Below are 26,122 nucleotides of genomic sequence, written 5' to 3'. Positions count from 1 at the left end.
CATGCTATCACTTTATAAGATAAAGCATGGATTCAGTAGAGGGATGATCCGCAACGACAATCCCTTTCCACTGAAAATTCTCCAATACCTTTTTCACTTTTTCACTTATTGCAATAGCATAAATCTGGTTAAGCAAATATCTATACTCTTCATATAGAAGATCCTTAAAAAACTGGGCTGTTTCCGAAGAGAAAAATAGAATTGTATTAATTTCCCCCTGTTTGAGTTTCTCAATAAAAGAAAAAGGTATAAAATCTTTTCGTCTGGTTTCGTACACTTCTTCCACAATCATTTTGAAACCAGAATTTTGTAAATTGGAAATCAATTGTTTTCCCTGCCCTTTTCCTACAGGAAACAATAAACCGCCTTGTTTGGGAAACAATTCCCTTTGAATTAAATCATTCAAAGCGTTCGAATCTTTATGCGCACTTAGAACCTTTTCAAAACCAGCAATTTTAGCATCATGCGCAGTTATATCGCCAACAGCAAAAACATGGATATCCCTATATCTTATATCTTGCCGAATAAATAATTTTACCGTAGAAATGATAGCTTGGCGACTTGTAAACAAAATAGCCTGAATTTGATCAATATTGGTAAATTCAACAGACAATTGATTAACATTCATCAAGGGTAAGGCTAATGTTTTCCATCCCAATTTCTGAACCTTTAAAATCGTTTCACTCAACCCTGGTTCTGGCCGAGTTATTACAACATAATTTTTTTGCTTGTCACCCAATTTCAAGACTCAAAAATATCATTCGGACTATCTTTACGCAATTGTTTACCTAACTCATGACCGATCAATTCAGCTTCTTCCAGGGTTCCTATAACATCTTTTTTGATTAAAAAAGAACCGTCTTCTCTTGCAACCAATCCCGTTAAATGCAACCGTTCTTCCTGACCCGGAAAAGAAACAACCCTTGCATACCCGCCAATTGGTGTTCGACAAGATCCATCAAGCTCAGCCAGCAAGGCACGTTCAGCGCTGGATACCGCCTTTGCCTCCCTATTTTCAATTGCCGAAAGCATTTCAAGCAATTCTGTGTCCTTTTCTCTAACTGTGATTCCAACAATACCTTGACCAGCCGCTGGAACCATAATTGAGGGATCAATCAAAACATCAATTCGATGTTCCATATCCAGTCTTTGCAATCCTGCAGCAGCAAGAAAAGTTGCATCAAATTGTTTTGAGGTAATTTTATCCAAACGTGTCTGAATATTACCCCTCAACAATCCAAATTTCAAATCAGGTCTATAATGCAGCAATTGAGCTTGACGTCGTACGGAAGAAGACCCGATCAACGCGCCTTTTGGTAAAACATCAAATGGATTTTTAGAATCAATGGGTTGATATTCACTTCTAACAATTAAAGCATCCCTCGCATCTTGTCTTTTTAGCGTACATGCCAAAACAAGACCTTTGGGCAGGTCTGTTTCTAGATCTTTAAGGCTATGGACAGCAAAATCAATATTCCCTTCTAACAGCTGTTCATGAATTTCCTTGGCAAATAATCCCTTGCCACCGATTTCAGCCAAACGTCGATCCTGTATGCGATCTCCTGAAGTATGAATTTGAAATTCCTGAAACGCCCCAATCTGACGTAATAAAGGGCAGAATTGTGTCAATAATGTGAGAAAATTGCGAGTCTGGACCAAAGCCAAAGGAGAACCCCTGGTCCCTACTCGCAGAGGCAGTCCTCTTTTTCCATGGGCTTTAATATAGTTTGCTTTCTGTAATTCCGCAGCCTTGGCGGCAACCCGTTGTAAATTGGGATTTGAAGCAATATGTACTATGTTTTTGATATCCATAAAAATATACTTTATCTATATTTATGCTCATATTCTCTTTAAAAGAAAAATATTCATTATGATATCCATACACCAAACACGTATAAAAACAAATAACTGCTTTAAAATTCTGGCTATTGAATCTTCTTGTGATGATACAGCATGCGCAATCATTCGTTCGGACGGAATGGTTTTGGGAGAAAAGGTTCATTCACAAAAGGAACATGTTCATTTTGGTGGTGTGGTACCAGAAATAGCTGCCCGTGCTCATATGCACCATCTTCCTTCTTTGGTAAATTCATTGTTGGATGAGGCAAAAGTTTCTTGGTGTCAAATTGATGCCATTGCCGCAACCTGCGGACCCGGTTTAATTGGTGGGGTAATTGTTGGCAGCAGTTTTGCAAAAGGTCTGGCACTTTCAAAAAAAATTCCCTTTATTGGTATCAATCACATCGAGGCTCATGCCCTTACTGTCCGTTTACCGGATATTTCAAGCAAGAAAATAGAATTTCCCTATTTATTATTTTTAACATCAGGTGGCCATTGTCAATGTATCTATGTTGGCGATGTCGGTAAATATCAACACTTGGGAGGTACTATTGATGATGCGGCTGGCGAGGCTTTTGATAAAGTTGCAAAAATGCTTGGACTTCCCTGGCCTGGTGGTCCAGCCCTTGAAGCCTTGGCAAAAGAGGGAAATGAAAATGCATTCATCATGCCTCATCCTTTATATGGCCGTGACGGATGTGACTTCTCATTTTCCGGACTTAAAACGGCAGTGGCTAATTTACTAGAACCCTATAAGGACTTATCTTGCTTGCCACGCTCTTTGGCAGCTGACATTGCGGCGAGTTTCCAGAAAACTATAACGGATACCATTATCAACAGATTAGAGAATGCCATTCAAATGGCCCCTAAAACCAAAATTCTTGCGACAGCTGGTGGGGTTGCGGCCAACCAATATTTAAAGTTTCATCTAATGAGACTTGCCAGTCAATATAATATGGAATTTATAGCACCTCCAATTCGTTATTGTACGGATAACGCAGTTATGATTGGATGGGCAGCAATTGAAATTTTAAAAAAGACCATTACAAATAATTTTATTCCAAACGACATTGATTTGATACCTCGTCCACGTTGGCCTTTGTCTGAAATGAAGTCTCGTTTTGAACAATAAGTCTTTTATTATTTGAAGGATTATGAAACATGAAGAAATCGATTGCTGTCATTGGTGCCGGCGCTTGGGGAATAGCCCTTGCCATTCATGTTGCTCGTACAAACGCCAACGTATATTTATGGAGTAGAAAAGAGCTTCCCGATCCGAATACAAAAACACTTTCAAGATTAAAAAATTTCCCTTTACCAGATAATATTAAGGTCCATAATTCATTTCCAAAGAATGCCGACCTTATTTTCCTGGCAGTACCCCTTCAATTTATCCGCTCCATTCTACCGAATATCAGTAGTTTACAATGTCCGATTATTGTCTGCTGCAAAGGTGTAGAACAGCAAACCCTTAAATTTCCATCAGAGATAATTGAAGAATTTGTGCCAAAACAGAATATTGCCATTTTGTCAGGCCCAAATTTTGCTCACGAAGTAGCAGCAAATTTACCAACAGCCAGTGTTATCGCGTCTGAAAACATACAAATGGCCCAGGAAATTTCAGATGAAATTTCAACTTTTAATTTTCGTTTTTATAAAAATGATGATCCCATTGGTGTTCAAATTGGCGGTGCTGCAAAAAACATATTTGCAATTGCCGCAGGAGCGGCAATTGGGGCCGGTTTGGGGGAAAATGCCCGTGCTTCGCTAATAACCCGTGGTATTAGCGAACTCTCGAGACTCAGTCTCGGATTGGGAGGATCTCCCAGAACATTATCAGGATTGGCTGGATTGGGAGACATGATTTTGACATGCACGGGAACGTCATCTAGAAACTATTCATTAGGAATCGAATTAGGTAATGGAAAAAAACTTGACGCCATCCTAAAGGAAAGAACTGTCGTGACAGAAGGCGTTACAACCACTCCCGCCTTGCTTAAAAGAGCGCAAAACCATCATATTGACGTTCCAATTATTGAAACAGTCGCCGCCATATTAAGTGATAAAATCACCATTCATCAAGCAAAGGAAAGATTGATGTCCCGTCCCATTCCTTTCGAATAAATAAACATTTATATTTGAAATAATATTTAATATAATAAAAAAAATTTTAAAAATCTTGTCAACGAAACTGAATCCATAACATATATAATGACCACATCACTCTATGATTTAACTATATCCTCTTCTACAGGAGAAAGTATTAACCTTGGTAAATTCCAGGGTAAGCCTTTATTAATTATCAATACCGCGTCTCATTGTAAATTTACGCCTCAATATGAAGATTTACAGGATTTATGGCTTTATTTTAGAAATTGGGATTTGAATATTATCGCCATTCCTTCCGGTGATTTCGGCAATCAAGAGTTTGAAACAAATGAAGAAATCAGGAATTTTTGTCTTAAGCGTTATCGTATTGATTTTATTCTGGCCCAAAAAAGCCATGTAAAGGGAAAACAGGCCATTCCACTTTTTCAATGGCTGAATAAAGCAGGGGGATATATATCAAAACCAAGATGGAATTTCTATAAATATATTATAAGCCGTCAGGGTAAGTTGTCATCTTGGTATTCATGTTTAACACGTCCTTCATCCAAGAGATTTATTAATGCGGTTGAACGTGTAGCCTATGATTTATAAATCTGATAATAACTAAATAATGATAATAACTAAATAATATTGTTTTATAAAACACCTTCACCTTGGTAAAGGTTTCAATGTTTAAAAATCTTTTAACAGTCAGTGGATGGACCATGTTAAGCCGTCTTCTGGGACTGGTTCGGGATCAACTGCTTGCCGCCTTTCTTGGAGCCGGTTCTTTACAGGATGCCTATCAGGTTGCCTTTAGGTTACCAAACATGTTTCGCCGTTTATTTGGTGAAGGCGCTTTTAACGCCGCTTTTGTCCCCTTATTCACCCTAACTCTTGATAAGAAAAATATCAACGAGGCTAAGAATTTTGCAAATGAATCGTTCAATATTCTTATATTCATCTTGTTGATTTTCACCTTACTGGGTGAAATTTTTATGCCCCAACTGCTTCACATCATAGCTCCAGGTTTTACCACCGATAAAAATCGTTATCATGAAGCCATTATTTTAAGCCGTATCACCTTTCCCTATATGATCTTAATCTGTGGAGCAGCTTTATTGGCTAGTGTTTTGAACAGTTTACATCATTTCAGCATTGCCGCTGCTGCTTATGTCAGTTTTAATATATTTGGAATTGCCGCGCTGCTCTGGTTAACCCCTTTTATGCCAAACGCAGCATGGGCTGCAGCATGGGGAGTTACAATTTCAGGAGTGGCCCAGTTTGGTATTTTATGGTTAGCGGCAAGAAAAGCTGGTATCACTATCCTTTTCCATCGGCCAAAATTAAGTCCAAGTATCAAAAAACTCTTTACGAAGATGACCCCCGGTATTATTGGAAGTGGCATCACACAGATCAATTTAACCATTGATACAATCATCGCCACCTTGTTACCGACCGGTAGCGTTTCAGTCATGTATTTTGCTGACCGAATTAATCAGCTACCCCTTGGTGTTCTGGGGGCTGCTGCAGGAACAACCCTATTACCCCTATTGACAAAAGAGCTTAATACCGGAAATAAAGAAGCTGCCTTATCCATTCAAAATAAAACTCTTGATTATTGTTTGCTTTTGACACTTCCTGCAGCTTTTGGTTTATTTACCTTGGCCCCTCTTATAATTTCAACTTTATTTGGTCATGGTGCTTTTAATCTTGACGCTGTCTATAAATCAGCTCAATCCTTACGGACCTATACAGTTGGCCTTCCAGCCTTTATCCTTATCAAGGTTTTATCTCCTGTTTTTTTTGCCCGAGGTGATACATCTACTCCTGTAAAAATCGGTATATTCACCCTTTTGTTGAATTTCATCCTGAATCTTATATTCATGTATCCTCTTGCCCATATGGGCCCCCCTCTGGCAAGCAGTATTGCGGCCATTGCTAATGTCGGGGCCCTTACTTTCATTTTATGGAAGAAAGATGCGTTTTACCTACCAGTTTCTATAATAAAACGTATCATTTATATGATTGTTGCCGCATTCATCATGAGTTTGAGCATATTTTTGACAGAAATGATTTTCTTTCAAAATATAATTAAAAACCCAATTTTATTTCGTATAATAGATCTTTCTATTTTAGTATTAACAGGCGGACTTGTTTATGGAGGAATTCTTCACATTCTTGATATCATTGATTTGAATTCGACTTGCCTAAAAGTCAGACAAAGAATTTTGAAACGATAAATAAAAAAGCAGTTTAAACAGGTATATATGACACTTCCTTCTGCAAAAGGTGCCACACCCGTAATGGCACAATGGTTTTCTCTTAAAAAAGAACATCCTGATGCCCTTCTTTTCTTTAGAATGGGTGATTTTTTTGAACTGTTCTTTCATGATGCAGAAGCGGCGGCAAATGCACTCGATATTGCCCTGACTGCTCGTGGTACCCATGCCGGACAGCCAATTCCCATGTGTGGTGTTCCCGTTGGTACTGCTGCAACCTATCTTGCTCGTCTCATCAAAAAAGGATTCAAGGTTGCCGTTGCAGAACAAACAGAAAGTCCAAAAAACAGAGGAAAAAATCAAAAAGGCCCGCTTTCAAGAGCTGTTATACGTTTAATCACTCCAGGAACCCTGACCGAAGATGAATTATTAAACGCTTCTCAACCAAATTATATCCTTTGTATCATCCCTGACCTTAAAAAAAATTCCTCCAATCTGGGAGCGGCATGGATTGATATCTCAACAGGAATTTTTGAAACTAGCTATTTCAAATCCTTTCAATTAGATGATTTTTTAGCCCGTATCAATCCCTCTGAAATCTTGGCACCCAATCAATTATATCTAAATTCGTATGAAAATCGTCAAACAATATTGAATGAAATCAGTAATATCAAGATTGCTCAAAAAAAACTTGCGACTTTATTCAATATCAACTCCTTATCCGCACTAGGTGATTTCAAAAATGAAGAAATTATTGCTGGATATGAACTGATCACCTATATTGGCCAAACACAAAATGGTAGAATTCCACAATTATCACGTCCTCAATCACAAAAATACGAATCAATCCTAGCTATTGATCAAGCAACGAGAAACAGTCTTGAAATTCTTGAAAATAATGCTGGCAACAACCAATTTACCCTATTTTCCAGCATTAACCGTGCCATTACGGCACCAGGTTCAAGAATGTTGGCAAATTGGCTGTCGTCACCCCTGACTGAAATCGATAAAATTGAAGCCCGACAAAAAGGATGGATTTATCTATATCAAAATACACAGCTTCTAACCCTTTTACGCCAGACCCTGAAAGGTTCGCCAGACATTGCCCGCTCTCTGGGTCGAATTTCGGTCGGCAGAGGTTCTCCCCGTGATCTGGCATCCATACGAAACGGTTTGCATGTTGCCAGAAAAATAGCACAAATCTTGTCGAAATACGAAAAAAAAATTGATCGAACTCCACCTTATATCCATAAAATCAAGCATTATCTTTTATCAGGAAACATCCTTCTTGAAAATTTAACCAAAGCCTTGATGGAAAATCCTCCCCTTAAACTGGAAGAGGGTTCAATTATCAAAGAGGGTTATGATGAAAAGCTTGACACTTACCGTCATCTTCATCAGCAAAGCCGGCAAATAATTATTGATTTGCAACAAAAATACTGCAAAAAATATGATATTTCCACATTAAAGATTCGATTTAGCAACCAATTGGGATATATCATTGAGCTCAGTCGTACTGCAGCCGCAAAATTAAAAGATTGTCCAGAACTGATTTTAAGACAGGGAACAGTTAATCTTGCACGTTATACAACCGACGAATTAAATATCTTAAATACAAAGATCCTTGAATCTTCCTCCATTTCTGCAGAATATGAAAAGATGCTTTTTGATAAGCTGATTGAGGAAACGTTACGGGAAAGAGATTTGCCGCTTCTGGCAAACGCCATTGCTGTCATTGATGTTTTACAGGCATGTGCGACGCTTTATTCCTCGCAAGAATGGTGTGTACCAACTTTAACCAATGATACACGCTTCACACTTAAAAACGCACGCCATCCAGTTGTTGAGGCCGCGTTACAAAATCCTGATAAGTTTACACCCAACTCCTGCAATTTATCCAACAATAAAAGGGTTATGCTGCTTACAGGTCCTAACATGGCCGGAAAATCAACATTCCTAAGACAAGTCGCCCTAAACATCATTCTTGCACAAAGTGGTTTGCCCTTACCTGCAACAAATGCCGAAATTGGAATTGTCGATCGCCTGTTCTCAAGGGTGGGTGCCTCTGATGACCTTGCCAATGGCCGATCAACCTTTATGGTTGAAATGACCGAGGCAGCTTCAATTCTAAATCAGGCTGGTCCCCGTTCTCTTGTTGTAATTGATGAAATAGGAAGAGGAACTTCAACTCTGGATGGATTGGCCATCGCCTGGGCTATATTAGAAACCTTGCATAATACGATACAATGTCGTACAATTTTTGCCACACATTTTCATGAATTATCACAATTGACCCATCATTTGCCATTTATACAAAATTTTACCATGAAAATTAAAGAATGGAAAGGTTCCATAATTTTCCAATATGAGGTAGTGCCTGGCGCAGCCGAACATAGTTGGGGTATTCATGTCGCACAGTTAGCAGGAGTTCCAACAACAACGTTAAACAGGGCAAAATCGGTTTTACAAACTCTTGAAACGCAACAGTATGGTTCCCAAATCTCACTTCCTCTATCAGACACTGATGCAACGGTTGGAAATCAGGATCATTCCCAAGTAAATTTTGATACTAAAAAACGAAAAATGCTTAATGAAATAGAAACTGCCCTTATAGAAATCAATCCTGATCAAATCACTCCAATGGATGCCATAAATATTCTTTATAAACTAAAAAAAGTTATTGATAGATGATGATTTTTTTTTAATTATTATCTGTAAATGCCCTTTATTCTATTATGAAATTGGTTAAATAAATTGAAGCAATCTTTACTTAATTTCTCCTCTAACCCTGAAAAAGCGACAGAATCTCTTCGCAATTACGTTCAAAAGGTTTTAAATAATAATCCAGATTTATCCAGAGAGGAATTGCTTCAAATTTTCAGACGTCATCTCGGGCGCATACAGACACAAATTCAATCCGAATTTGAGATATCCAAAATTCCAGGACTGAAAGCCGCCACGGAATTGGCCGAATATATTGACGGTTTAATTACCGTTATATTTGATTTTATCTATAAAACCTTACCCTCCACAGATATCGCCACACATTCCATAGCATTGGTCGCGACAGGTGGATATGGAAGAAAGGCCCTTGCCCCGTTCAGTGATATTGACCTTCTTTTTTTAACGTCTGAGCATCCCTCAAGCAATCTGCTCAATACGATTGAACAATTTTTATATTTTCTTTGGGATTTAGGGTTAAAAGTTGGTCATGCCACACGTTCCATTTCGGAATGTCTTTCAACAGCACAAAAAGACATAACCATTTTGACCACTTTACTTGATTCACGTTTTGTAAGCGGAGATCAGAAACTTTTCAACCAATTTAGTATTGAATTCAAAAGGACCCATGAAACCGTGGGTGATGTTCGTTATATTCAGGAAAAGCGTAAAGAGAAAAAAAACAGGTACAAAAAATTTGGAGAAACTCCATATCTAGTTGAACCTAATATCAAAGAAGGTTTGGGAGGGCTAAGAGACTTACAGACAATTCATTGGGAATGCCGCTATATCCTCGGGTTAAATCAGCAGGACAATATCTTTATCAATCCATATATCGGATCCTTGAATGTACTGAATGAACAAGAGGTTCGACGTTTAAGGAGAGCGCATAATTTTTTATGGACGGTTCGTTTTCAGTTGCACTATATCGCAGGACGAGCTGAAGACCGATTGACTTTTGATATGCAGCCCATCATTGGGGGGAGGATGGGATACACACGACATGGACAACAAGTCGGTGTTGAACGATTTATGCGACATTATTTTCTTACGGCCCGCGAAATAACGCGTTTAACCTATGTTATCGAGGCGGCTTTATATCTTCATGCCCAACGGCTCAAAATAACCGATTACCAAAACAATAAATTTCTTGAACATACCGGTTTTGCCCTTTTAGAAAACCAGCTTTTTCCAACGCCAAAAATTTCATTTGACAATCAGCCCATTTACATGATGCGAATGCTTAAGATTGCCCAGACCCAAAAACGTGCCATTCATCCTCTGGCAATTCATCAAATGATCAGAGCGGAACGACAGACCAACCTATTACGTGGGGACAAAGAGGCTTCCCATATTTTCCTTGATCTGTTATGCGATATACCGAAAGTACTTACTTCAAAGGCACGCTATAAACGTCTAAGCCAGAATAAAAATGAACGTCAGATAGCTGTTCCGTTTGACCCAGTCTCGGACGAACAATATAATTTTCATTGGCTGCAAATCCTTAATACAACAGGTGTATTGGGTCAGTTCATTCCTGAATGGCGTCATATGGTGGGACAGATGCAATTTGATACCTATCATGTATTTACCGTTGATCAACATAGTATTGAAGCTGTCAAACTTTTGGCGCTACTCGAAGCAGGATATTATCCCGAGGATTTACATTTTGCCTACAAACTCATTCAGGGATTACAGTCACGACGGGCATTATATCTTGCCACCCTTCTTCATGATTCAGGCAAAGGCAAAGGTTCAGATCATTCTGAACTTGGTTCTCAAATGGCGGTTAATATTTGTGCAAGATTGCATATGTCAGCCGATGAATCAGATACCGTTTCCTGGCTTATCCTTCATCACCTGCTTTTAAGCAGTACTGCATTTCAACGCGATATCGATGATCCAAAAACAATTTTGGATCTGGTTGATACCATTCAATCTCCAGAACGTCTTCGTTTATTATTTTTACTAACCGTTTCTGATATTCGTGCCGTTAACGATAAAGTTTGGAATGCATGGAAAGCCACCCTTTTAGTCGAACTTTACAACCGAATATCCGAGGTTTTAGAAGGAAGTCTTGCAACTGCTGAACAAGATACCCGAGTCCACCAGAGTAAAGATAATATCACCAACCTGTTGAATAGCAAAGAATTCAATTCATGGGAAATTGATGATTTTATCAAGCTGGGATATGCCAGTTATTGGCTATCTTTTGATCAAGACACATATTTGCGCCACGCGGAAATAATTACAAAAGCGAATCAAGCAAGCTCTCCCCTAACGGTCCATACCCATCCCATTCATGACCGTGGTGTCACAGAAGTCACCATCTATACACAGGATCACTCCGGTTTATTTTCAAAAATCGCAGGTGCCCTATCGATTGCTGGGGCATCCATTGTGGATGCACGAATTCACACCCTCACAAATGGCATGATTCTGGATACATTCTGGATACAAAACGCCTCCAAAGATGTTTTTGATGAACCCCACCGCCTGAAAAGAGTTGAGGAATTAATTCATTCAACTCTCGAACAGAAAACAGACATAGAACAATGCATATATAATTATTCCCATCACCTGTTATATGGAAGACGTATGCGGGCAATTCATGTCCCTCCCCGTGTTGTTATAGATAATCAGGCTTCTAACAGTTTTACCGTCATTGAAATTAATGGACGTGACCGGATTGGTTTACTTTATGATGTGACAAAGACTATTAAGGAACAAAATCTACAGATAAGTTCCGCCCATATTACAACTTATGGTATTAGAGCTGTGGATGTTTTCTATGTTAAAGACGCGTTTGGTCTAAAAATTCAAGATAAAACCAAATTGTCTCTCATAAGAGACGCTATTCTTCAAAAACTTTACCAAGCTGAAGAAAAAATTACTGGTCAACAATCTGAAAAATCTAAGGTAACACAACATCAACCTCAGTCAGAAAATATCAATTTATAAATTTACTTACCTTCTTTTCCAATGCAAGTTTTACCTTATCAATGACAGCTTGCCAGCTCTCTTCCCCATTCCCCGCTTTTTCTTGTTTAAATAATGTCAAAGTTGGATACCACAAATTCTTTTTTGGTATATCGGGACTTTGATTGTACCATCGCCAGTCCCCACCATAACGGTTTAAAAGCCAGGTCTCTTTACCTAAAATACCGGCAAGATGCGCTATTACAGTATCAACTGTTATGATCAAATCCATTTTCTGCATAATTATGGCTGTATCAAGTAAATCACCCTGTGGTAAAGTCAATATTTTATATTTATCAAGTAATTTCTGAGAAAAATTAATTTGTAAAGATTGAAAAATCACATGTTGAATTGAAAATAACTTTGATAATAATTTAAAAGATATAGACCTTATTCGGTCAAATCGATAATCCGGACTGCCTGCCCAACAAATTCCAACATGAAATTTGTTTTCATGCAAAACTATTTCACTTGTTTTATCAAGAATAACTGTAGGCATAATTGGAATGAAATTAATATCTAACAAATAGGGCAAACTCATTAATCTTGCCTGGAAATCAATTGGCTGATTAATTTCCTCCCCTTTTACAATAACTTTACAAATATTATTTAATTCTTGTTGAACAATAACCAATCCAACCAATCGATATACTGGTAAAGGAACTTCCAAAATTATAGAAAGGTTTTTATCTAAATATGGTAGATACCGGATAAACTGAAGAATATCCCCCAATCCCTGTTCTGATCTTATCAGCAATGTGCCTTTTAGCACTTTCCCGTCCCAAAAAGGTATATCAGAATATTCTGGAGCAATTTCAAGTAAAGGATGACGAGATTCCATAAGTCTCCAGCCTTCTTTAAATTGACACTTGGCCAATAATACCGATGACAAATTATATTTTATTCTGTTCTGATCTTCCTCTGACAAAAAATGAAAATTATCATCATGAAACAACCGAATATATAGTTTTTCAGCCTCGTCAATCATTCCTAATTCAAAAAATAACGTACCTAAATTCAAGCCTACTTTCAGATCTGCCGGAAATTTGTCATAAACCTTCTTCAGTAACTTTAGAGATTTCAGCAATGATCCCTCTGCCATATAAACAAGGGACAAATTAACCTGACATTCTGAATTGTCATTCTGCTTATCAAATGCTTTTTCCAAATAATGTTTGGCTTCATCAATTTGATTTAATTGAAATAATATCCCCCCCAAATTAGCATAGGCACCGTAATCATCATGTTTTAAATGTATAATTTTCTTATAAACAATAACAGCTTCATCCAATAAATTTAACGCCTGCAAAACCAATGTAAGTTTAAATAGAAAATCTATTTCTCCTGGATTATTTCTGACAGATTCCTGTGCAACCGACAAAGCCGTTTCATAAAAATGCCGATCCCAATAAAAATCGATCAAATCATTCCAATAATTGAATATCTGCTGTTGTAATTCAACCGCCTGCTTAAATGTCTGTTCGGCACGTGTATAATCATCTAAATCGTTATAAACTCTAGCTATGGCGTTTAATGCCCGATCATCGGATGGTTGTAAAATAATTGCACTTTTTAACGCTGATTTAGCCTCATTTAAATGACCCTGACAATGCAGCGCTTTCCCAAGAATTACATAATATTCAGGTTTGGACAAAAGTTGGACGGCCCTACCTGCGAAACCTATGGATAGATCAAATCTTTTGGCCATATAAAAAACAAGTGCGCGCCCATATAATGCATCTGGTTCATCAGGATTGCTTTCTAAAATTTCAAAGAAAACTTGATCCGCTTCTTGAAATTTTCCCTCGGATATGTAATCCATACCCAATTTTATCAACAGCTTATAATTTGTCATAAACAAATGTCACTTTATAAACAGAAGAATGATCAAAAATTAATCAATACAAATTTATTGGTTTAAAATTTCGTGCGTTATACATTTTTTTTATTCTATTATGAGAATAACAGTATTAAATAAGGTTAGTCTCTATCATAATCTTTGATTTTAACTTATAAATAAACAAAAATTAACTGGTAATAGAATATTCATCATGAGCATTTTAAAATATTGTTTCATTGCCCTGTCCATGACCCTGATGGTTGTGTTCGTCTCTTTTGACAAAGGTATGGCAAAGCAAAAATTAGATCAACCCTCTCTATTACCATCCAATGCGTTACAAAGCGTTGCAACTGTTAATCAATATATTCCAAATTATATTGCGGTTGATACGGAAAAAAGAATTTTTGTTCAATTTTTCAATTACAATAGAGATTCAGGCCCTTCCCTGGCAACTATAAACGCTGATAATTCAGTTACTCCATATCCGGGAGGTCAATGGAATGACTGGAACAAGACATCCAACCTTGATCCCTCAAACGCATTTGTTGGATTATCTGGAATGACCTTAACACCTGATGGTTATCTATGGATCATTGATAATGGTATCGATAAATTCGGGAACAAACCAAATAAAAAAGGCATTAAAATAATTAAGATAGATATTAAAACCAATAAGGTTGTTGATACCTATCCCATTCCTTCCTCTGTCATTTTGCCTAAATCGGTTTTTAATGCGTTGGCTGTCCACGACCATCATGCTTATTTTGCAGATAAAGGTGCTCCCGCCTTGATTATTATGGATTTAAACAATAATCAAGCCAGACGTGTCTTAAGCAATTCATCCAGCCTATATTCTCGACAACCCATTATCGTCAATCATAATCTTATACGTCCAAGTAGCGATCAGAATTCTTTTTTCAACGTTAACCAAATCGCAATCACCCCCGACGGAAAAAGACTTTATTATCAGGCTGTCAGTGGACCACTTTATCGTATCGACACCATGTATCTCAATGATCCTACATATTCGGAATCCGAATTAAATGAAGCGATGATTTTATGGCTTGAAACTCCCTCTTCAGGTGGGATCACATGTGATAATGAAGGCAATCTTTATTTTACTGACATATCCACAAACAGTATCTATCGTTTTACCCAGGGACGCATTTTAAATAAAATTGTTACGGATCCCCGCCTACAATGGCCCGCTCATCCTTTTGTTCTACAGAATAAAACCCTATATACTCCTGTAAATCAGTTTATCCATCATTCGGCACTGGATCATAATAATCATTCAACGATTAAATGGCCTTTGACGATTTACAAAATTGACCTTCCACCCTTAAAATAAACTCTATCTAAAAAACAGGTTACCATGCGTTACATATCCACACGGGGACAAGCCCCAATTTTAAATTTTTCTCATACGCTCCTTACGGGTCTTGCAGAAGATGGAGGCTTATATATTCCTGAAACCTGGCCACACCTTTCCCATAATGATCTTAGGGAATTGAGAAAGCTTGATTATTCAGAACTTGCCGCAAAAATTATTGGTTTATTTACAGGGGATGATATACCTGCTCCCATCCTTTTGGATTTATGCAAACAATCCTACGCAAGCTTTAACCATAAAGCAATTGTCCCCTTGGTTCAGCTCGAACACAACCTTTTTGTTCAGGAACTTTTTCATGGTCCCACCCTGGCTTTTAAAGATATGGCGATGCAGCTTTTGGGACGCCTGTTTGATTATGTTCTCAGTCAACGAGAGGAGCATATCACAATTGTAGGTGCGACCTCAGGCGATACAGGCTCTGCAGCAATAGAGGCTTTTAAGGACAGTAAATATCTTACGGTCACTATTTTACATCCCTATGGACGCACTTCAGAAGTTCAGCGTCGTCAAATGACAACCGTCCTTTCACCCAATATCAATAATATTGCCATTAAAGGTTCCTTTGATGATTGCCAGGATTTAGTCAAGTCCATGTTTGCGGACATGCCATTCCGTAAAGAAATGCATTTATCTGCCATAAATTCCATTAATTGGGGACGTATCGCCGCACAAATTCCCTATTATATTTATGCGGCACTATGTTTAGGCGCTCCTGACCGTGAGGTTTCCTTTACTGTCCCAACAGGAAATTTCGGCAATATACTTGCTGCATGGACGGCAAAGAAAATGGGGCTTCCCATTAGATTTTTAGGAGTCGCCTCCAATCATAATGATATCCTAACACGCTTTTTATTAAATAATGACATGAGTATACAAGAGGTAAAACCGAGTTTATCTCCCTCAATGGATATCCAGATTTCTTCGAATTTTGAACGGTTGCTTTTTGAATTGCTTGATCGTGATGCAGCGCAATGCTGTCAAATCATGCAAAATTTCCGCAAGGATGGAAAAATGAATATTCCTGAACAATCCTGGACAAAAGCGACTCAGAATTTTAAGGGAATGTCACTGAATAATGAAGAAACGAAAAAAGCCATTACAAAAATTTTCAAAGATTCACTGTATCTTGCAGACCCACATACTGCAATCGGAATAATAACCGCACAAAAATATCTTGAAAAAGATGTCCCTATGGTAGCTGTTGCAACAGCTCATCCGGCCAAATTCCCTGATGCGATTAAACAGGCAACAGGAATTCTTCCTCCACTGCCACTTGCAATGGCGGATTTATATGAAAGAAAAGAAAACTATCAAATTCTTCCTGCAGATTTACAAGCGATTGAAAATTCAGTCCGCACTGTAGCCTATCAAAATAATTTTTAATTTTAGGATAGTTATGAATCAAGCCATAAATATCACACGTCTTCCTTCCGGCATGTTGGTCGTGACTGAACAGATGAAACATGTAGAAACCGTTTCCATGGGAGCTTATGTTTCAGTCGGGACAAGATATGAAAAGGCTGAAGAAAATGGAATATCCCATTTTCTGGAACATATGGCTTTCAAGGGTACACACTCGCGCTCTGCATCCGTTATTGCGGAAACGGTTGAAAATGTTGGTGGACACATCAATGCCTTTACCGCCCGCGAACTTACAGCCTATTATCTTAAACTTTTAAAGGATGATGTGGAACTGGGGACAGATATTCTGGGCGATATCTTGACCCATAGTATTTTTGATGCGGAAGAATTTGAAAAAGAGAGAAGTGTTATTCTTCAGGAAATCGGTCAAGTTAATGATACACCTGATGAAATCATTTTCGATTATTTCCAGGAAACCGCTTATCCCGATCAACCAATGGGACGTCCCACTCTTGGGACAAGCAGTATTATCAGATCTTTGCAAAAAGAACATCTGCAACACTATATGAATTCACATTATAATGCGGAAAATATTATTTTCTCTGCAGCTGGTAATATTGAACACAATAGAATTGTTGCGTATGTAAACAAATATTTCAAAGACTTACCAAAAAAAAAATCAGTCTCTCCTGTTGCAGCCCTATATAAAGGTGGGGAATTCAGAAAATTAAAACACTTGGATCAGGCACATATTATTCTGGGCTTTCCATCATTTACATTCAAACATCCATGTTATTATGCCTCCATTCTTTTGTCTATTATTCTCGGTGGCGGAATGTCCTCTCGTCTTTTTCAGGAAATACGAGAAAAAAGAGGGCTTGTTTACACAATCTACGCTTATAACCTCACCCATCAGGATGATGGAATATTCAGTATTTATACAGGTACTGGTAAAGAACAGGTCAAGGAATTAATGCCTGTTCTTGTACAAGAATTGAAAAATATTCAAAAATACATCAAGCCCGAGGAATTACAACGCACCAAGGCTCAATTAAAGTCTTCCCTGTTAATGTCAATGGAAAGCACTAACAGCCGTTGTGAACAACTTGCACGTCATTTACAGATTTATGGCCGGATCATTTCCCCCCAGGAAATTTCCAAACGCATTGATGCTGTCACCCTTGATGACATATGCCAAGCTGCAAAACACATTTTTACCCGTGTTCCCACGCTAACAGCACTGGGTCCTATTGAAAACGTTCCATTTCTATCAAGTATTACCGAAAGTCTTGCACAATGACAGATCATAAAGATTTTATCAAAAACCTGATTTTAAAGGCTGAAAAGGCAGGGGCGACCGATGCGGATGCAATCTATCTTGAATCTACATCCGTTGGTGTGCAGGTCAGAAATGGTCAGGTGGAAGAGCTTGAACGTTCCGAATCAAAAACAGTTGGATTAAGAGTTTTAGTAAACAAACGCGTTTCAACAGTCTCAACAACTGATTTGCAACAACAGAATATGGAAAAGCTGGTAGAGCATGCTATTTCAATGGCAAAAATATTGCCAGAGGATCCCTATGCCGAATTGCCCGCACCCTCAGGAAAAAATTATATTGAACCGCAAAAGCTAGATCTGTATGACCCTACAGAACAATCAACCAAACAGATGATTGAGCAAGCCAAAGCCGTGGAAACTGCCGCAATAACCATAAAAGGAATAACAAATAGTATGGGAGGAAGCTGCAGTTATGGCAAGACAGCTATGACCCTGGCAAACAGTAAGGGTTTTTTGGGATCTTATCAACGTACCTCTCATTCGCTGGCTGTTTGTGTTCTGGCAGGAACCGGTACAGAAATGCAAAGAGATTATGACTTTCATTCCTCTGTTCATCTTCAGGATTTACAGTCCCCCAAAATCATCGGTGAAAATGCCGCCCGTAAAACGTTGGCCAAATTAAATCCTTCCAAACCCAAAACAGGTATATTATCTGTCGTTTTTCATCCTCGGGTTGCCAACAGCATTGTTTCTCATCTGGCAAGTGCATTAAATGGTCATGCAATTGCAAAAGGAACTTCTTTTTTGAAAGAGAAAATGGGACAGTTTGTTTTTCCCGAAAATATAACCATTATTGATAATCCATACAAAATAAGAGGGTTGGCATCTCGTCCTTTTGATGCTGAAGGATTGTTTCCTGAAGAATTGAAACTGGTTGATTCTGGTAAAATAGCCAATTGGTTGTTAGACAATCGTACAGCAAAACAACTCGGTCTGCAAAGCAACGGTCACGCAACCAGAGGCCCATCATCTCCACCCACACCAACGACAACCAATCTGTATATTCAGCCTGGCGAACAAACCCCCGAAGAATTGATGAAAGATATTGCAGAAGGTATTTACATAACAGAACTATTAGGTTCATCGGTCAATATTGTCACAGGTGACTATAGTCGTGGCGCCAGTGGGTTTATGATCAGAAATGGAAAAATTGCTGAACCAATTATGGAATTCACACTTGCTGGCAATCTAATGGACATGTTTTCAAAACTTCACGTCGCAAACGATCTTGATTTCAGATATACTACCAATAGTCCAACTCTACGGATTGATGAAATCAGTATTGCTGGACAATAATTTCATAACCTTAAGAGATGGATCAATAAAATGAAACGTGCGACCTTACACAGCCGTACACTGTTATTTTTATTAAGTGCTGCTTTGATTAGCCCCCCGCTCCTCATTTCTTCCTCTCATCAAGCTGAAGCAAGAGCAGGACGAGGGTTTTCCATGGGTAGCAGGGGAAGCAGAACCTTCAGCTCACCTTCCTATACTAGAATAACACCTAATGGAGGACAATCTTTTCAACGTACCATGACGAGACCTCCAGCAACTAATAATTCAGGTTTTAATGCGCGCCCTGTAGCACCGTCAGCTCCAACTACGCGACAGATATCCCCCAATAACGCAACAGCTCCGCAAAGAGGAAATTTTCTTAAAGGAGTTGCCGGAGGAGTTGCCGGAGCGGCAGCCTATGATATGTTGATGGGTCATCATCAAACCAACGCCCAAACTCCCGCTGCTAATGCCAATCAAAATACTGATCAGAACATGAATCCGTCAGATCCCAATACAATGCAATCACATCCGACACCAATGTCTCAACAGACACCCAAAAAGCATAATTCATCAGGATCTCTTGTATGGATTATAGTTCTTGGGCTTCTGGTATGGTTTGGTATCCGTTATTTTCGCAAAAATTCTGCCATTAATAAAGGACAAGGAAACAATAATTCAATAAATCCGATTAAGGAATATATCAAGGAATCAAATATACAACTTAATCAAAACGATTATACTGTTTTCCAACAACGACTCATCGAAATACAGGAAGCCTGGAATCATCAGGATTTGGGAAGTATGCAAAAAATTGCCACTCCCGAGATGGTGTCTTATTTCAATGAGCAACTTACCGATTTGGCTAGTAAAGGTCTGCATAACAGCACTTCAAATGTACAATTTGAACAAGGGGATCTTTCCGAAGTTTGGACTGAAGGTACACGTGAATATGCTACCGTGGCTATGCGTTATTCGCTAATCGATATAACGACCGACAATAACGGAAACGTTGTAGAAGGTAATCCGAATCAGCCTGTAACGGTAACAGAACTTTGGACTTTCGTACGATCGGTTGATCATAATTGGTGGTTATTGTCTGCCATCCAACAACAGAAATAATTTAAACTTTGATTAAGGTGATAATATATAAAATTCCACTTAATCCCAAAAATGCATAAAATAAAATTTTATTCCTTTGAATGTTACGGCGTTTTTTTTCCTGCCTTTCTTCAAGGGATATTTTTTTTTCAAAATATATCATGATTGATATTAGACACCCCATAAATCATAAATATAATGATCTATAATCAAGGCTAAAAATAGAAAGAAAAGATAAATCAAAGAAAAACGAAAAGACCATCTTGCCGCTTTATCACTTCTTAAACTTTTTCCTGAATGATCCTGTTTTTCAAGTAAAACACAAATGGCCATAAACATAAATCCGACATTCAATATCAACGCTGCCACCATATAGACGCTATGCGTGAAATGAAAATACACAGGCAATAAACTGACAATGGCCAACAAAATAGTATATATGAAAATCTGCCACCGTGTATGTCTGGCCCCTTTTACAACTGGAAGCATGGGAATACCAGCCCGTCCATAATCCTTGCAAGCATATAGGGATAAAGACCAAAAATGGGGAGGTGTCCAGAAAAAAACAATCAAAAACAGTATTATTGGGAATAATTGGATCTGTCCAGTTACACTTATCCAACCTATCAAGGGAGGAAAAGCACCCGCTGCCCCACCAATAACAATATTTTGCGGGGTTGATCTTTTTAACCAAACTGTATAAATCACACTATAATAAAATATTGAAAACGCCAGTATAAAACTTGCAAAAAAATTTGTGGCCAGAAACATAAGGATGACAGAGATAATGGATACAGTTACCCCATAAATCAAAGCATCTGAAGATTGAACCCTCCCCGAGGGCAAAGGACGGGTTATAGTCCTGTTCATAACACGATCAATATCCTGATCGTACCACATGTTAATGGCACCAGCACCTCCTGACGCAAGACAAATACAAATAATACTTATCAAAGAAATAAAAGGGTTTGCATATCCAGGTGCCAAAATAATGCCGACAATTCCTGTAAAAACAACCAAAGAAATAACCCTTGGCTTTAACAGAAGGAACCAATCCCTGACATTGCTTCCAACAATTAGTGGGTCGAAGCGTATACGCTGGTTGACAGCATTATTCTCAATCTGAATTTTACTCATCTGTTTTGCTTGTTTGCAGTAAACATGGGAGAAGGCAATTTCCATTCATTCGTGATTGCACCTTTACCCCAATAATTGGCTACAGGTTTAACCACGTTATAAAATATGGCATTGATAATCACACCCTGAAAAACAAATATGGATAGTCCCATAAATATGTCACCCCAAAAAACTGTGTTTCTACCTAATGGGATTATTTTCAATGTCAGAACAATTCCAATCATTGTAATCACAAAATGTGAAATTCCCAATGATTCTGAATATTGTTTGCCAAAAATTTTACCCATCCAAAAATAAAACCCTGCAAAAATTGATAATATAATTGCATAAGTTAGAGTTGAATGAATCTGATCTATTCCTTGAATTAATCCTTTATATGGCCAGGCAAAAAGTAAAAGGAACAAGCAGCCCAACGACCACAGCATAGGTGTTGATATGTTTTTTAAGCCTGTTTTAAACAAGTTCAATGCAAAAATACTTAAAACACATATCAATCCATATAAACCAACGGCAAATATAGTTTCGATGTTCACAAATGAATCTGTCTGAAAGTAGACTTCTGTAAATATGGATTTATTCCAAAATAAAAATAATAGAAGAGAGAATGCTGTTGTAATGCCAATTAATAAAATTTTATCCGATTTGATTCTGTTTTCCGAGATTGTCTGAAAAATATGAAATAAGATACCAAATGATGGCAAGATTAAAACTACAACCATGGGGAAAACGAAATTTTTTACAGTTTGTGAAATCGCCCAATCCAACTGCATATTATAATTGAAATAATCTCGTGTTAATATCCCCAATAATATTGATCCCACTCCCAATAAAAAACTCGCACTTATAACATGCATCCAGGCAAATAGGGGAATTGAGTAATATTTAATATCCTTCCCACGATTATTAATAAAAGTAACAAGGACATTAATTGAAAATAAAACCGAACCAATTGACCAAAATACCAGGCTTATCAAGCCCATCAATCCAGTTTCTGAATTAAAAAAGGAAAAAAAATTAAAGAAAAATCCTGTCCATAATAAAATAATTGAAAGGATATTGATTAATGGAAACGCAAAATTTCTGCTTCCAATTAAAACAGGAAAGAACCATGAACCGAAGGCTACCATTAACGCTGGCTGTAAGACAAAAAAAACCATCATTCTGGCATGAGTCTGGAAAATGTTGATGGCGGCAGTTTGGTCATGAATTTGAAATAATAAAGGTAGAAATTCATTCAGTTGGTAATATAAAGCGGTGATCCCTCCACTTAATCCTGCCAAGATAGCCAAAATAATGGCACTCATTCCTACTTTATAATTGATTTTCATTAATAATTTTCCACAAATACACTTTTTTTAGAGTATATCTATCTTTCAAAACTAACCAAAGTAAATAATCCTAAAGGCGGGACCGAATTTATTTCAGCCCTTTTTAACACTTCTGGTGGTAACAAGGACTGAATGGCAAAATCGGGATGCCAACCCAATGCCTTGGATGCAGGAGCCATAATTCGTTCAACATATGACCGGAGTCCTTTTTGAGCTATAAAATGATTCACAAAAAGAATATGTCCACCAGACTTCACTACACGTTGTAATTCCTTAAACAATCGGTCTGGATGAGGCACAACCGAGGCAACAAACATGCCAACCGCAATGTCAAAAGAATCCGTTTCAAAAGTCGTTGCTTCAGCATCCATTTCCAACAATGCATCAACATTATCGATTTTTTCTTTTTTCACACGCTGTTTGGCCTTTTCCAGCATATCGGTTGAAAGGTCAATACCCGTCACTCTTTTATCATTATGATAAGAAGGTAAAGCCAGACCAGTTCCGACACCCACCTCTAATATTTTTTTCCCCGGTAAAGAATTAACCTTTTCAACGGCACATCGTCGGCCAAATGAAGAAACTGTACCAAAAACAGTATCATAAACCTTGGCCCAGCGACGATAGGCAAGCTTAACTGCATCTGCATTTAAGGCAGTATGAGGTAAAGGAGACACGCTATTGCTCCAAATTTGGTGAAATAACAAAATAATACAAAAATAACACCTTATAATCCAATTTCATAAAAATAGAAATTTTTTTTATTTACCTTAAAATTAAAGTATTATTTTTTATAATTTTTCTTTGGATAATCAAAATTCATCGAACACTCTTTATTGTTTCCCGAATTATGTCTATACTCCATTTTATTAACAAATTAAATAAAATATAATTAGGACTTAAGCGTTAAAATGTTAATGACAATTGTGGTATGGATCCTCGCGATTGGATCAATCATACTATGGAGCTATAATTTTACTTACCTAAAACATCGTGAAATATACGAGTGGTTTGATAACAAATTTGGCAAGGATGACCCGATACCGCCAATGCCTTCAAAATCGAATTCTGATCAATCCAGTGATAACAAAGAAAAATAATCTTTAATTCTTTTTCATTATAGATAGGATTCAATAACATTCCAGATACAAGCGGCAGAATTCATTTGATTAAAACGGTCCAGCTCTTGTAACCCTGTTGGTGAGGTGACATTAATTTCAGTAAGGTAATCCCCCAATACATCTATCCCAACAAAAATCAACCCCTGCTCTTTCAGGGTTTTACCTATTTTAGAGCAAATATAAAGATCCCGTTCAGTTAATTGAGTTTTCTCCGCCACTCCCCCAACATGCATATTGGATCGCATATCTCCTTTTTGCGGAACTCGATTGATTGCACCGATAGGTTCCCCATCAACTAAAATGATCCTTTTGTCTCCCCTTTTAACGGAAGGCTCATAACGTTGCACCATCAGGGGTTCATTGGATATTGAAAACTGCATTTCTAACAATGCATTAAAATTCTCATCCTCATCCTGAATGCGGAAAACGCCTACACCCCCATTCCCGAACAACGGTTTAACAACAATATCTTTGTATTCCTCCCTAAACATCCGAATTGTTTCGACATCACGTGAAACAAGCGTGGGAGGCATTAATTCAGGCCAAAATGTAGCCATTAATTTTTCCGGTGAATTTCGAACGGATTTTGGATTATTTACAACAAATACCTTGTCCTTGCTCACACCATGAATACGTTCCAGAATATGTGTGGCAGTAATATATCCCATATCAAAAGGTGGATCCTGGCGCATCAACAGCACGTCAAAATCTGCCAGATTCACGGTTTCCACTTCTCCAAATTTTACATGATCACCTGTAACCTTTTGAATATTAACTTTTCGACCTCGTGCTGTTACATACTTACTTTTTTCATTGTTGAACAAACTTAAGCTATTTACAGAATAAACAAAAAGTGAATAACCACGAGCCTGTGCCTCGAGCATCAATGCAAATGTTGAATCTCCATGAATATTTATTTTTTCCAAAGGATCCATTTGTACCGCGATTTTTAACATTTTTAAATATCCATTCTATTCTGACTCTGCATCATAAGTGATTTCTAAAATTTCAAGGTATTTTTCACCAACAGGGGTTTGCAATCTTATTTCATCCCCTACTCTAGCACGCATTAATGCCCTAGCTACAGGGGATACTAGACTTATTTGCCCTTTTTCCGTGATTGCTTCATCTGTTCCAACAATAGTAACCCTATGCTCACAATCATCCTCAGTTAAATAACGCACTGTAGCACCAAAAAAAACCCGATCTTTTCCCTGTTGATCAATGGGGTTTACAATTTGTGCGTTCTCTAACCGTTTGGATAAAAATCGAACCCGACGATCAATCTCACGCAATCTTTTTTTTCCATAAAGATAATCTCCATTTTCAGATCGATCTCCATTACCGGCTGCCCATGAAACAATTTCCACTATTTTTGGACGCTCTTCATGCAATAGTTGTAATAATTCCTTTTTCAAACGTGTATAACCCCAAGGGGTGATATAAGGTAAAGACATATAAACAAACCTAAATTCTAAAATAATTTCTATATTCCCATAAAGGAATAGAATATCCTGCCTTTTAAAATTTGCCCCGGTTTTAAAATAAACAAGCCGCGATCAGAAATTTCTGGCATATTGATTGCATTATTCATGTTAGTTGCCGGTTCCATAGTAAAAAAAGATTGGTCTGGCGGGGTATATACAACAAAATGCCGAAAAATAACGCTGGCAGAAACCGTTAAGAAACTATTACTATATTTCCAGCGGATAAACGCTTCGCGATCCCAGTTCACATAACAATTATCCAGAAAATCGTCTTGTTTCAAAATACGCATTTGATCAAAGTTCCATTGATCTTCGTTCAACATGCGACCCTCTGGCAATCCATCCGGACCATTGTTCCATACAGACGGTGCTGAAAAACCAATTTCGACAAGATTTCTTCTTGGCAAATAGGGATGAAAGCCCATCCCGATGGGTTGTTTGCAAATATCAGTATTTTTACATGACATTTGTATAAACAATCCGCTTTCATAAACACAATATCTCAACCTGGCAAAATATGCATAGGGCCATTCCTTTTGAGATCCCTTATCCGGATTATAATTCAAAGTTAAAACAACACTATTTTCCGTAAAGGATTCAAGATCCCAAGACCTTTGCCATGCATTACCATGAATGGAATCCTTTCCGTTCGACGCATTGGGGGTTAATTGATAAACACTGTTATTGAATTTAAATTTACCGTTTGCAATACGATTAGAATAAGGCAACATTGGATAGGCTGCAATAATCTGGTCAGAATGTCTCGTCAAGGGCGAACGCTCGACTGGATAAAAAATCAATAAATCTTTTCTCAACCAATATGCTATGGCTCCACCCAAAGAAGGATATATGCCAATTCTATTATTTCCCGCCTTAATTTCCAGCATCCCG

The 26,122-nt window shown here is 37.8% G+C and carries 21 protein-coding genes; 12 read left to right on the top strand and 9 right to left on the bottom strand.

Going from position 1 to position 26,122, the window contains the following annotated elements; translation table 11 throughout:
* Positions 1 to 7: 7 nt before the first annotated feature.
* On the bottom strand, positions 8 to 739 hold the full coding sequence (locus tag H3R28_RS02105) for a uroporphyrinogen-III synthase (RefSeq protein ID WP_198209054.1): 732 nt from the start codon (positions 737 to 739) through the stop codon (positions 8 to 10).
* A 2-nt stretch (positions 740 to 741) separates the two neighbouring features.
* Positions 742 to 1,812 carry a hydroxymethylbilane synthase gene (gene hemC / locus H3R28_RS02100; protein WP_122123750.1) on the bottom strand — a complete coding sequence of 357 codons (1,071 nt, stop codon included), beginning with the start codon at positions 1,810 to 1,812 and terminating at the stop codon, positions 742 to 744.
* 58 nt (positions 1,813 to 1,870) lie between these two features.
* On the opposite strand from hemC, the gene tsaD reads away from it, so the two are divergent.
* The 6 genes from tsaD (at position 1,871) to H3R28_RS02070 (ending at position 11,831) form a co-directional block, all read left to right on the top strand.
* A complete protein-coding gene (gene tsaD, locus H3R28_RS02095; RefSeq protein ID WP_198209056.1) occupies positions 1,871 to 2,971 on the top strand; it encodes a tRNA (adenosine(37)-N6)-threonylcarbamoyltransferase complex transferase subunit TsaD in 1,101 nt (366 codons plus the stop codon).
* Between the two features lie 29 nt (positions 2,972 to 3,000).
* Positions 3,001 to 3,963, top strand: a complete 963-nt coding sequence (locus H3R28_RS02090) for an NAD(P)H-dependent glycerol-3-phosphate dehydrogenase (protein WP_198209058.1) — start codon at positions 3,001 to 3,003, stop codon at positions 3,961 to 3,963.
* A gap of 87 nt (positions 3,964 to 4,050) precedes the next feature.
* A complete protein-coding gene (locus H3R28_RS02085) occupies positions 4,051 to 4,539 on the top strand; it encodes a glutathione peroxidase (RefSeq protein ID WP_122123753.1) in 489 nt (162 codons plus the stop codon).
* Between the two features lie 77 nt (positions 4,540 to 4,616).
* Complete coding sequence (murJ, locus tag H3R28_RS02080; protein WP_198209060.1) at positions 4,617 to 6,170, top strand: murein biosynthesis integral membrane protein MurJ; 1,554 nt, start codon at positions 4,617 to 4,619, stop codon at positions 6,168 to 6,170.
* Between the two features lie 27 nt (positions 6,171 to 6,197).
* Positions 6,198 to 8,840 carry a DNA mismatch repair protein MutS gene (gene mutS, locus H3R28_RS02075; RefSeq protein WP_198209062.1) on the top strand — a complete coding sequence of 881 codons (2,643 nt, stop codon included), beginning with the start codon at positions 6,198 to 6,200 and terminating at the stop codon, positions 8,838 to 8,840.
* 63 nt (positions 8,841 to 8,903) lie between these two features.
* Positions 8,904 to 11,831 carry a [protein-PII] uridylyltransferase gene (locus H3R28_RS02070; RefSeq protein ID WP_198209064.1) on the top strand — a complete coding sequence of 976 codons (2,928 nt, stop codon included), beginning with the start codon at positions 8,904 to 8,906 and terminating at the stop codon, positions 11,829 to 11,831.
* On the opposite strand, the gene H3R28_RS02065 is transcribed toward H3R28_RS02070, so the two are convergent.
* Positions 11,821 to 13,704: a tetratricopeptide repeat protein gene (locus H3R28_RS02065; RefSeq protein ID WP_198209066.1), complete on the bottom strand. Its 1,884-nt coding sequence runs from the start codon at positions 13,702 to 13,704 to the stop codon at positions 11,821 to 11,823. The two genes, H3R28_RS02070 and H3R28_RS02065, sit on opposite strands and share 11 nt — an antisense overlap.
* A gap of 196 nt (positions 13,705 to 13,900) precedes the next feature.
* Here H3R28_RS02065 and H3R28_RS02060 point away from each other — a divergent pair, with 196 nt between their 5' ends.
* From H3R28_RS02060 to H3R28_RS02040, 5 genes are read left to right on the top strand one after another with little or no spacing between them, the layout of a single operon-like run.
* Entirely contained in the window at positions 13,901 to 15,040 is a 1,140-nt protein-coding gene (locus H3R28_RS02060; RefSeq protein WP_198209068.1) for an L-dopachrome tautomerase-related protein, read from the top strand.
* 24 nt (positions 15,041 to 15,064) lie between these two features.
* Complete coding sequence (gene thrC, locus H3R28_RS02055) at positions 15,065 to 16,465, top strand: threonine synthase (RefSeq protein WP_198185195.1); 1,401 nt, start codon at positions 15,065 to 15,067, stop codon at positions 16,463 to 16,465.
* Positions 16,466 to 16,478: 13 nt separating this feature from the next.
* Positions 16,479 to 17,744: a pitrilysin family protein gene (locus tag H3R28_RS02050; RefSeq protein ID WP_198209070.1), complete on the top strand. Its 1,266-nt coding sequence runs from the start codon at positions 16,479 to 16,481 to the stop codon at positions 17,742 to 17,744.
* Complete coding sequence (locus tag H3R28_RS02045) at positions 17,741 to 19,078, top strand: TldD/PmbA family protein (RefSeq protein WP_198209072.1); 1,338 nt, start codon at positions 17,741 to 17,743, stop codon at positions 19,076 to 19,078. The genes H3R28_RS02050 and H3R28_RS02045 overlap by 4 nt, the downstream gene beginning before the upstream one ends.
* Positions 19,079 to 19,108: 30 nt before the next feature.
* Positions 19,109 to 20,179 (top strand): TIM44-like domain-containing protein, encoded by a 1,071-nt coding sequence (locus H3R28_RS02040; protein WP_230882850.1) that lies wholly within the window; start codon positions 19,109 to 19,111, stop codon positions 20,177 to 20,179.
* Between the two features lie 150 nt (positions 20,180 to 20,329).
* Here H3R28_RS02040 and H3R28_RS02035 read toward each other — a convergent pair whose 3' ends face one another.
* The 3 genes from H3R28_RS02035 to H3R28_RS02025 are packed head-to-tail and all read right to left on the bottom strand — an operon-like array spanning position 20,330 to position 23,336.
* Entirely contained in the window at positions 20,330 to 21,295 is a 966-nt protein-coding gene (locus tag H3R28_RS02035) for a heme o synthase (RefSeq protein ID WP_155565948.1), read from the bottom strand.
* On the bottom strand, positions 21,292 to 22,623 hold the full coding sequence (locus tag H3R28_RS02030; protein ID WP_198209074.1) for a cbb3-type cytochrome c oxidase subunit I: 1,332 nt from the start codon (positions 22,621 to 22,623) through the stop codon (positions 21,292 to 21,294). The genes H3R28_RS02035 and H3R28_RS02030 overlap by 4 nt, the downstream gene beginning before the upstream one ends.
* A 38-nt stretch (positions 22,624 to 22,661) precedes the next feature.
* Positions 22,662 to 23,336 (bottom strand): class I SAM-dependent methyltransferase, encoded by a 675-nt coding sequence (locus H3R28_RS02025; RefSeq protein ID WP_370552816.1) that lies wholly within the window; start codon positions 23,334 to 23,336, stop codon positions 22,662 to 22,664.
* Positions 23,337 to 23,540: 204 nt separating this feature from the next.
* Between H3R28_RS02025 and H3R28_RS02020 the strand changes: the two genes are divergently transcribed.
* Positions 23,541 to 23,723: a hypothetical protein gene (locus H3R28_RS02020; protein ID WP_146206645.1), complete on the top strand. Its 183-nt coding sequence runs from the start codon at positions 23,541 to 23,543 to the stop codon at positions 23,721 to 23,723.
* 17 nt (positions 23,724 to 23,740) lie between these two features.
* Here the strand turns inward: H3R28_RS02020 and gshB are convergent, their stop codons facing one another.
* Genes gshB through H3R28_RS02005 form a run of 3 tightly spaced genes read right to left on the bottom strand, consistent with a single transcriptional unit; the run spans position 23,741 to position 26,118 of the window.
* Positions 23,741 to 24,700 carry a glutathione synthase gene (gshB, locus tag H3R28_RS02015; protein WP_198209078.1) on the bottom strand — a complete coding sequence of 320 codons (960 nt, stop codon included), beginning with the start codon at positions 24,698 to 24,700 and terminating at the stop codon, positions 23,741 to 23,743.
* A 15-nt stretch (positions 24,701 to 24,715) separates the two neighbouring features.
* The gene (gene greB, locus H3R28_RS02010; RefSeq protein ID WP_110438227.1) at positions 24,716 to 25,201 is read right to left on the bottom strand and encodes a transcription elongation factor GreB; all 486 of its coding nucleotides are present in this window, start codon (positions 25,199 to 25,201) and stop codon (positions 24,716 to 24,718) included.
* 29 nt (positions 25,202 to 25,230) lie between these two features.
* Positions 25,231 to 26,118, bottom strand: coding sequence for an aldose 1-epimerase (locus tag H3R28_RS02005; protein ID WP_110438228.1), 888 nt, complete (start codon positions 26,116 to 26,118; stop codon positions 25,231 to 25,233).
* Between the last annotated feature and the right edge of the window lie 4 nt (positions 26,119 to 26,122).

Source organism: Commensalibacter sp. M0268 (assembly GCF_016101925.1).
In the GTDB taxonomy this organism is placed as follows: domain Bacteria; phylum Pseudomonadota; class Alphaproteobacteria; order Acetobacterales; family Acetobacteraceae; genus Commensalibacter; species Commensalibacter melissae.
The sequence above is the reverse complement of the archived record's forward strand: the minus strand, read 5'-3'. Positions and strand labels throughout refer to the sequence as shown.

What these genes read in the sequence shown, in the direction of transcription:
- hemC (WP_122123750.1), bottom strand. Translation starts at nt 1,812, where the DNA reads ATGGATATCAAAAACATAGTACATATTGCTTCAAATCCCAATTTACAA.
- tsaD (WP_198209056.1), top strand. Translation starts at nt 1,871, where the DNA reads ATGATATCCATACACCAAACACGTATAAAAACAAATAACTGCTTTAAA.
- H3R28_RS02090 (WP_198209058.1), top strand. Translation starts at nt 3,001, where the DNA reads ATGAAGAAATCGATTGCTGTCATTGGTGCCGGCGCTTGGGGAATAGCC.
- H3R28_RS02085 (WP_122123753.1), top strand. Translation starts at nt 4,051, where the DNA reads ATGACCACATCACTCTATGATTTAACTATATCCTCTTCTACAGGAGAA.
- murJ (WP_198209060.1), top strand. Translation starts at nt 4,617, where the DNA reads ATGTTTAAAAATCTTTTAACAGTCAGTGGATGGACCATGTTAAGCCGT.
- mutS (WP_198209062.1), top strand. Translation starts at nt 6,198, where the DNA reads ATGACACTTCCTTCTGCAAAAGGTGCCACACCCGTAATGGCACAATGG.
- H3R28_RS02065 (WP_198209066.1), bottom strand. Translation starts at nt 13,704, where the DNA reads ATGACAAATTATAAGCTGTTGATAAAATTGGGTATGGATTACATATCC.
- H3R28_RS02060 (WP_198209068.1), top strand. Translation starts at nt 13,901, where the DNA reads ATGAGCATTTTAAAATATTGTTTCATTGCCCTGTCCATGACCCTGATG.
- thrC (WP_198185195.1), top strand. Translation starts at nt 15,065, where the DNA reads ATGCGTTACATATCCACACGGGGACAAGCCCCAATTTTAAATTTTTCT.
- H3R28_RS02050 (WP_198209070.1), top strand. Translation starts at nt 16,479, where the DNA reads ATGAATCAAGCCATAAATATCACACGTCTTCCTTCCGGCATGTTGGTC.
- H3R28_RS02045 (WP_198209072.1), top strand. Translation starts at nt 17,741, where the DNA reads ATGACAGATCATAAAGATTTTATCAAAAACCTGATTTTAAAGGCTGAA.
- H3R28_RS02040 (WP_230882850.1), top strand. Translation starts at nt 19,109, where the DNA reads ATGAAACGTGCGACCTTACACAGCCGTACACTGTTATTTTTATTAAGT.
- H3R28_RS02035 (WP_155565948.1), bottom strand. Translation starts at nt 21,295, where the DNA reads ATGAGTAAAATTCAGATTGAGAATAATGCTGTCAACCAGCGTATACGC.
- H3R28_RS02030 (WP_198209074.1), bottom strand. Translation starts at nt 22,623, where the DNA reads ATGAAAATCAATTATAAAGTAGGAATGAGTGCCATTATTTTGGCTATC.
- H3R28_RS02020 (WP_146206645.1), top strand. Translation starts at nt 23,541, where the DNA reads ATGACAATTGTGGTATGGATCCTCGCGATTGGATCAATCATACTATGG.
- gshB (WP_198209078.1), bottom strand. Translation starts at nt 24,700, where the DNA reads ATGTTAAAAATCGCGGTACAAATGGATCCTTTGGAAAAAATAAATATT.
- greB (WP_110438227.1), bottom strand. Translation starts at nt 25,201, where the DNA reads ATGTCTTTACCTTATATCACCCCTTGGGGTTATACACGTTTGAAAAAG.
- H3R28_RS02005 (WP_110438228.1), bottom strand. Translation starts at nt 26,118, where the DNA reads ATGCTGGAAATTAAGGCGGGAAATAATAGAATTGGCATATATCCTTCT.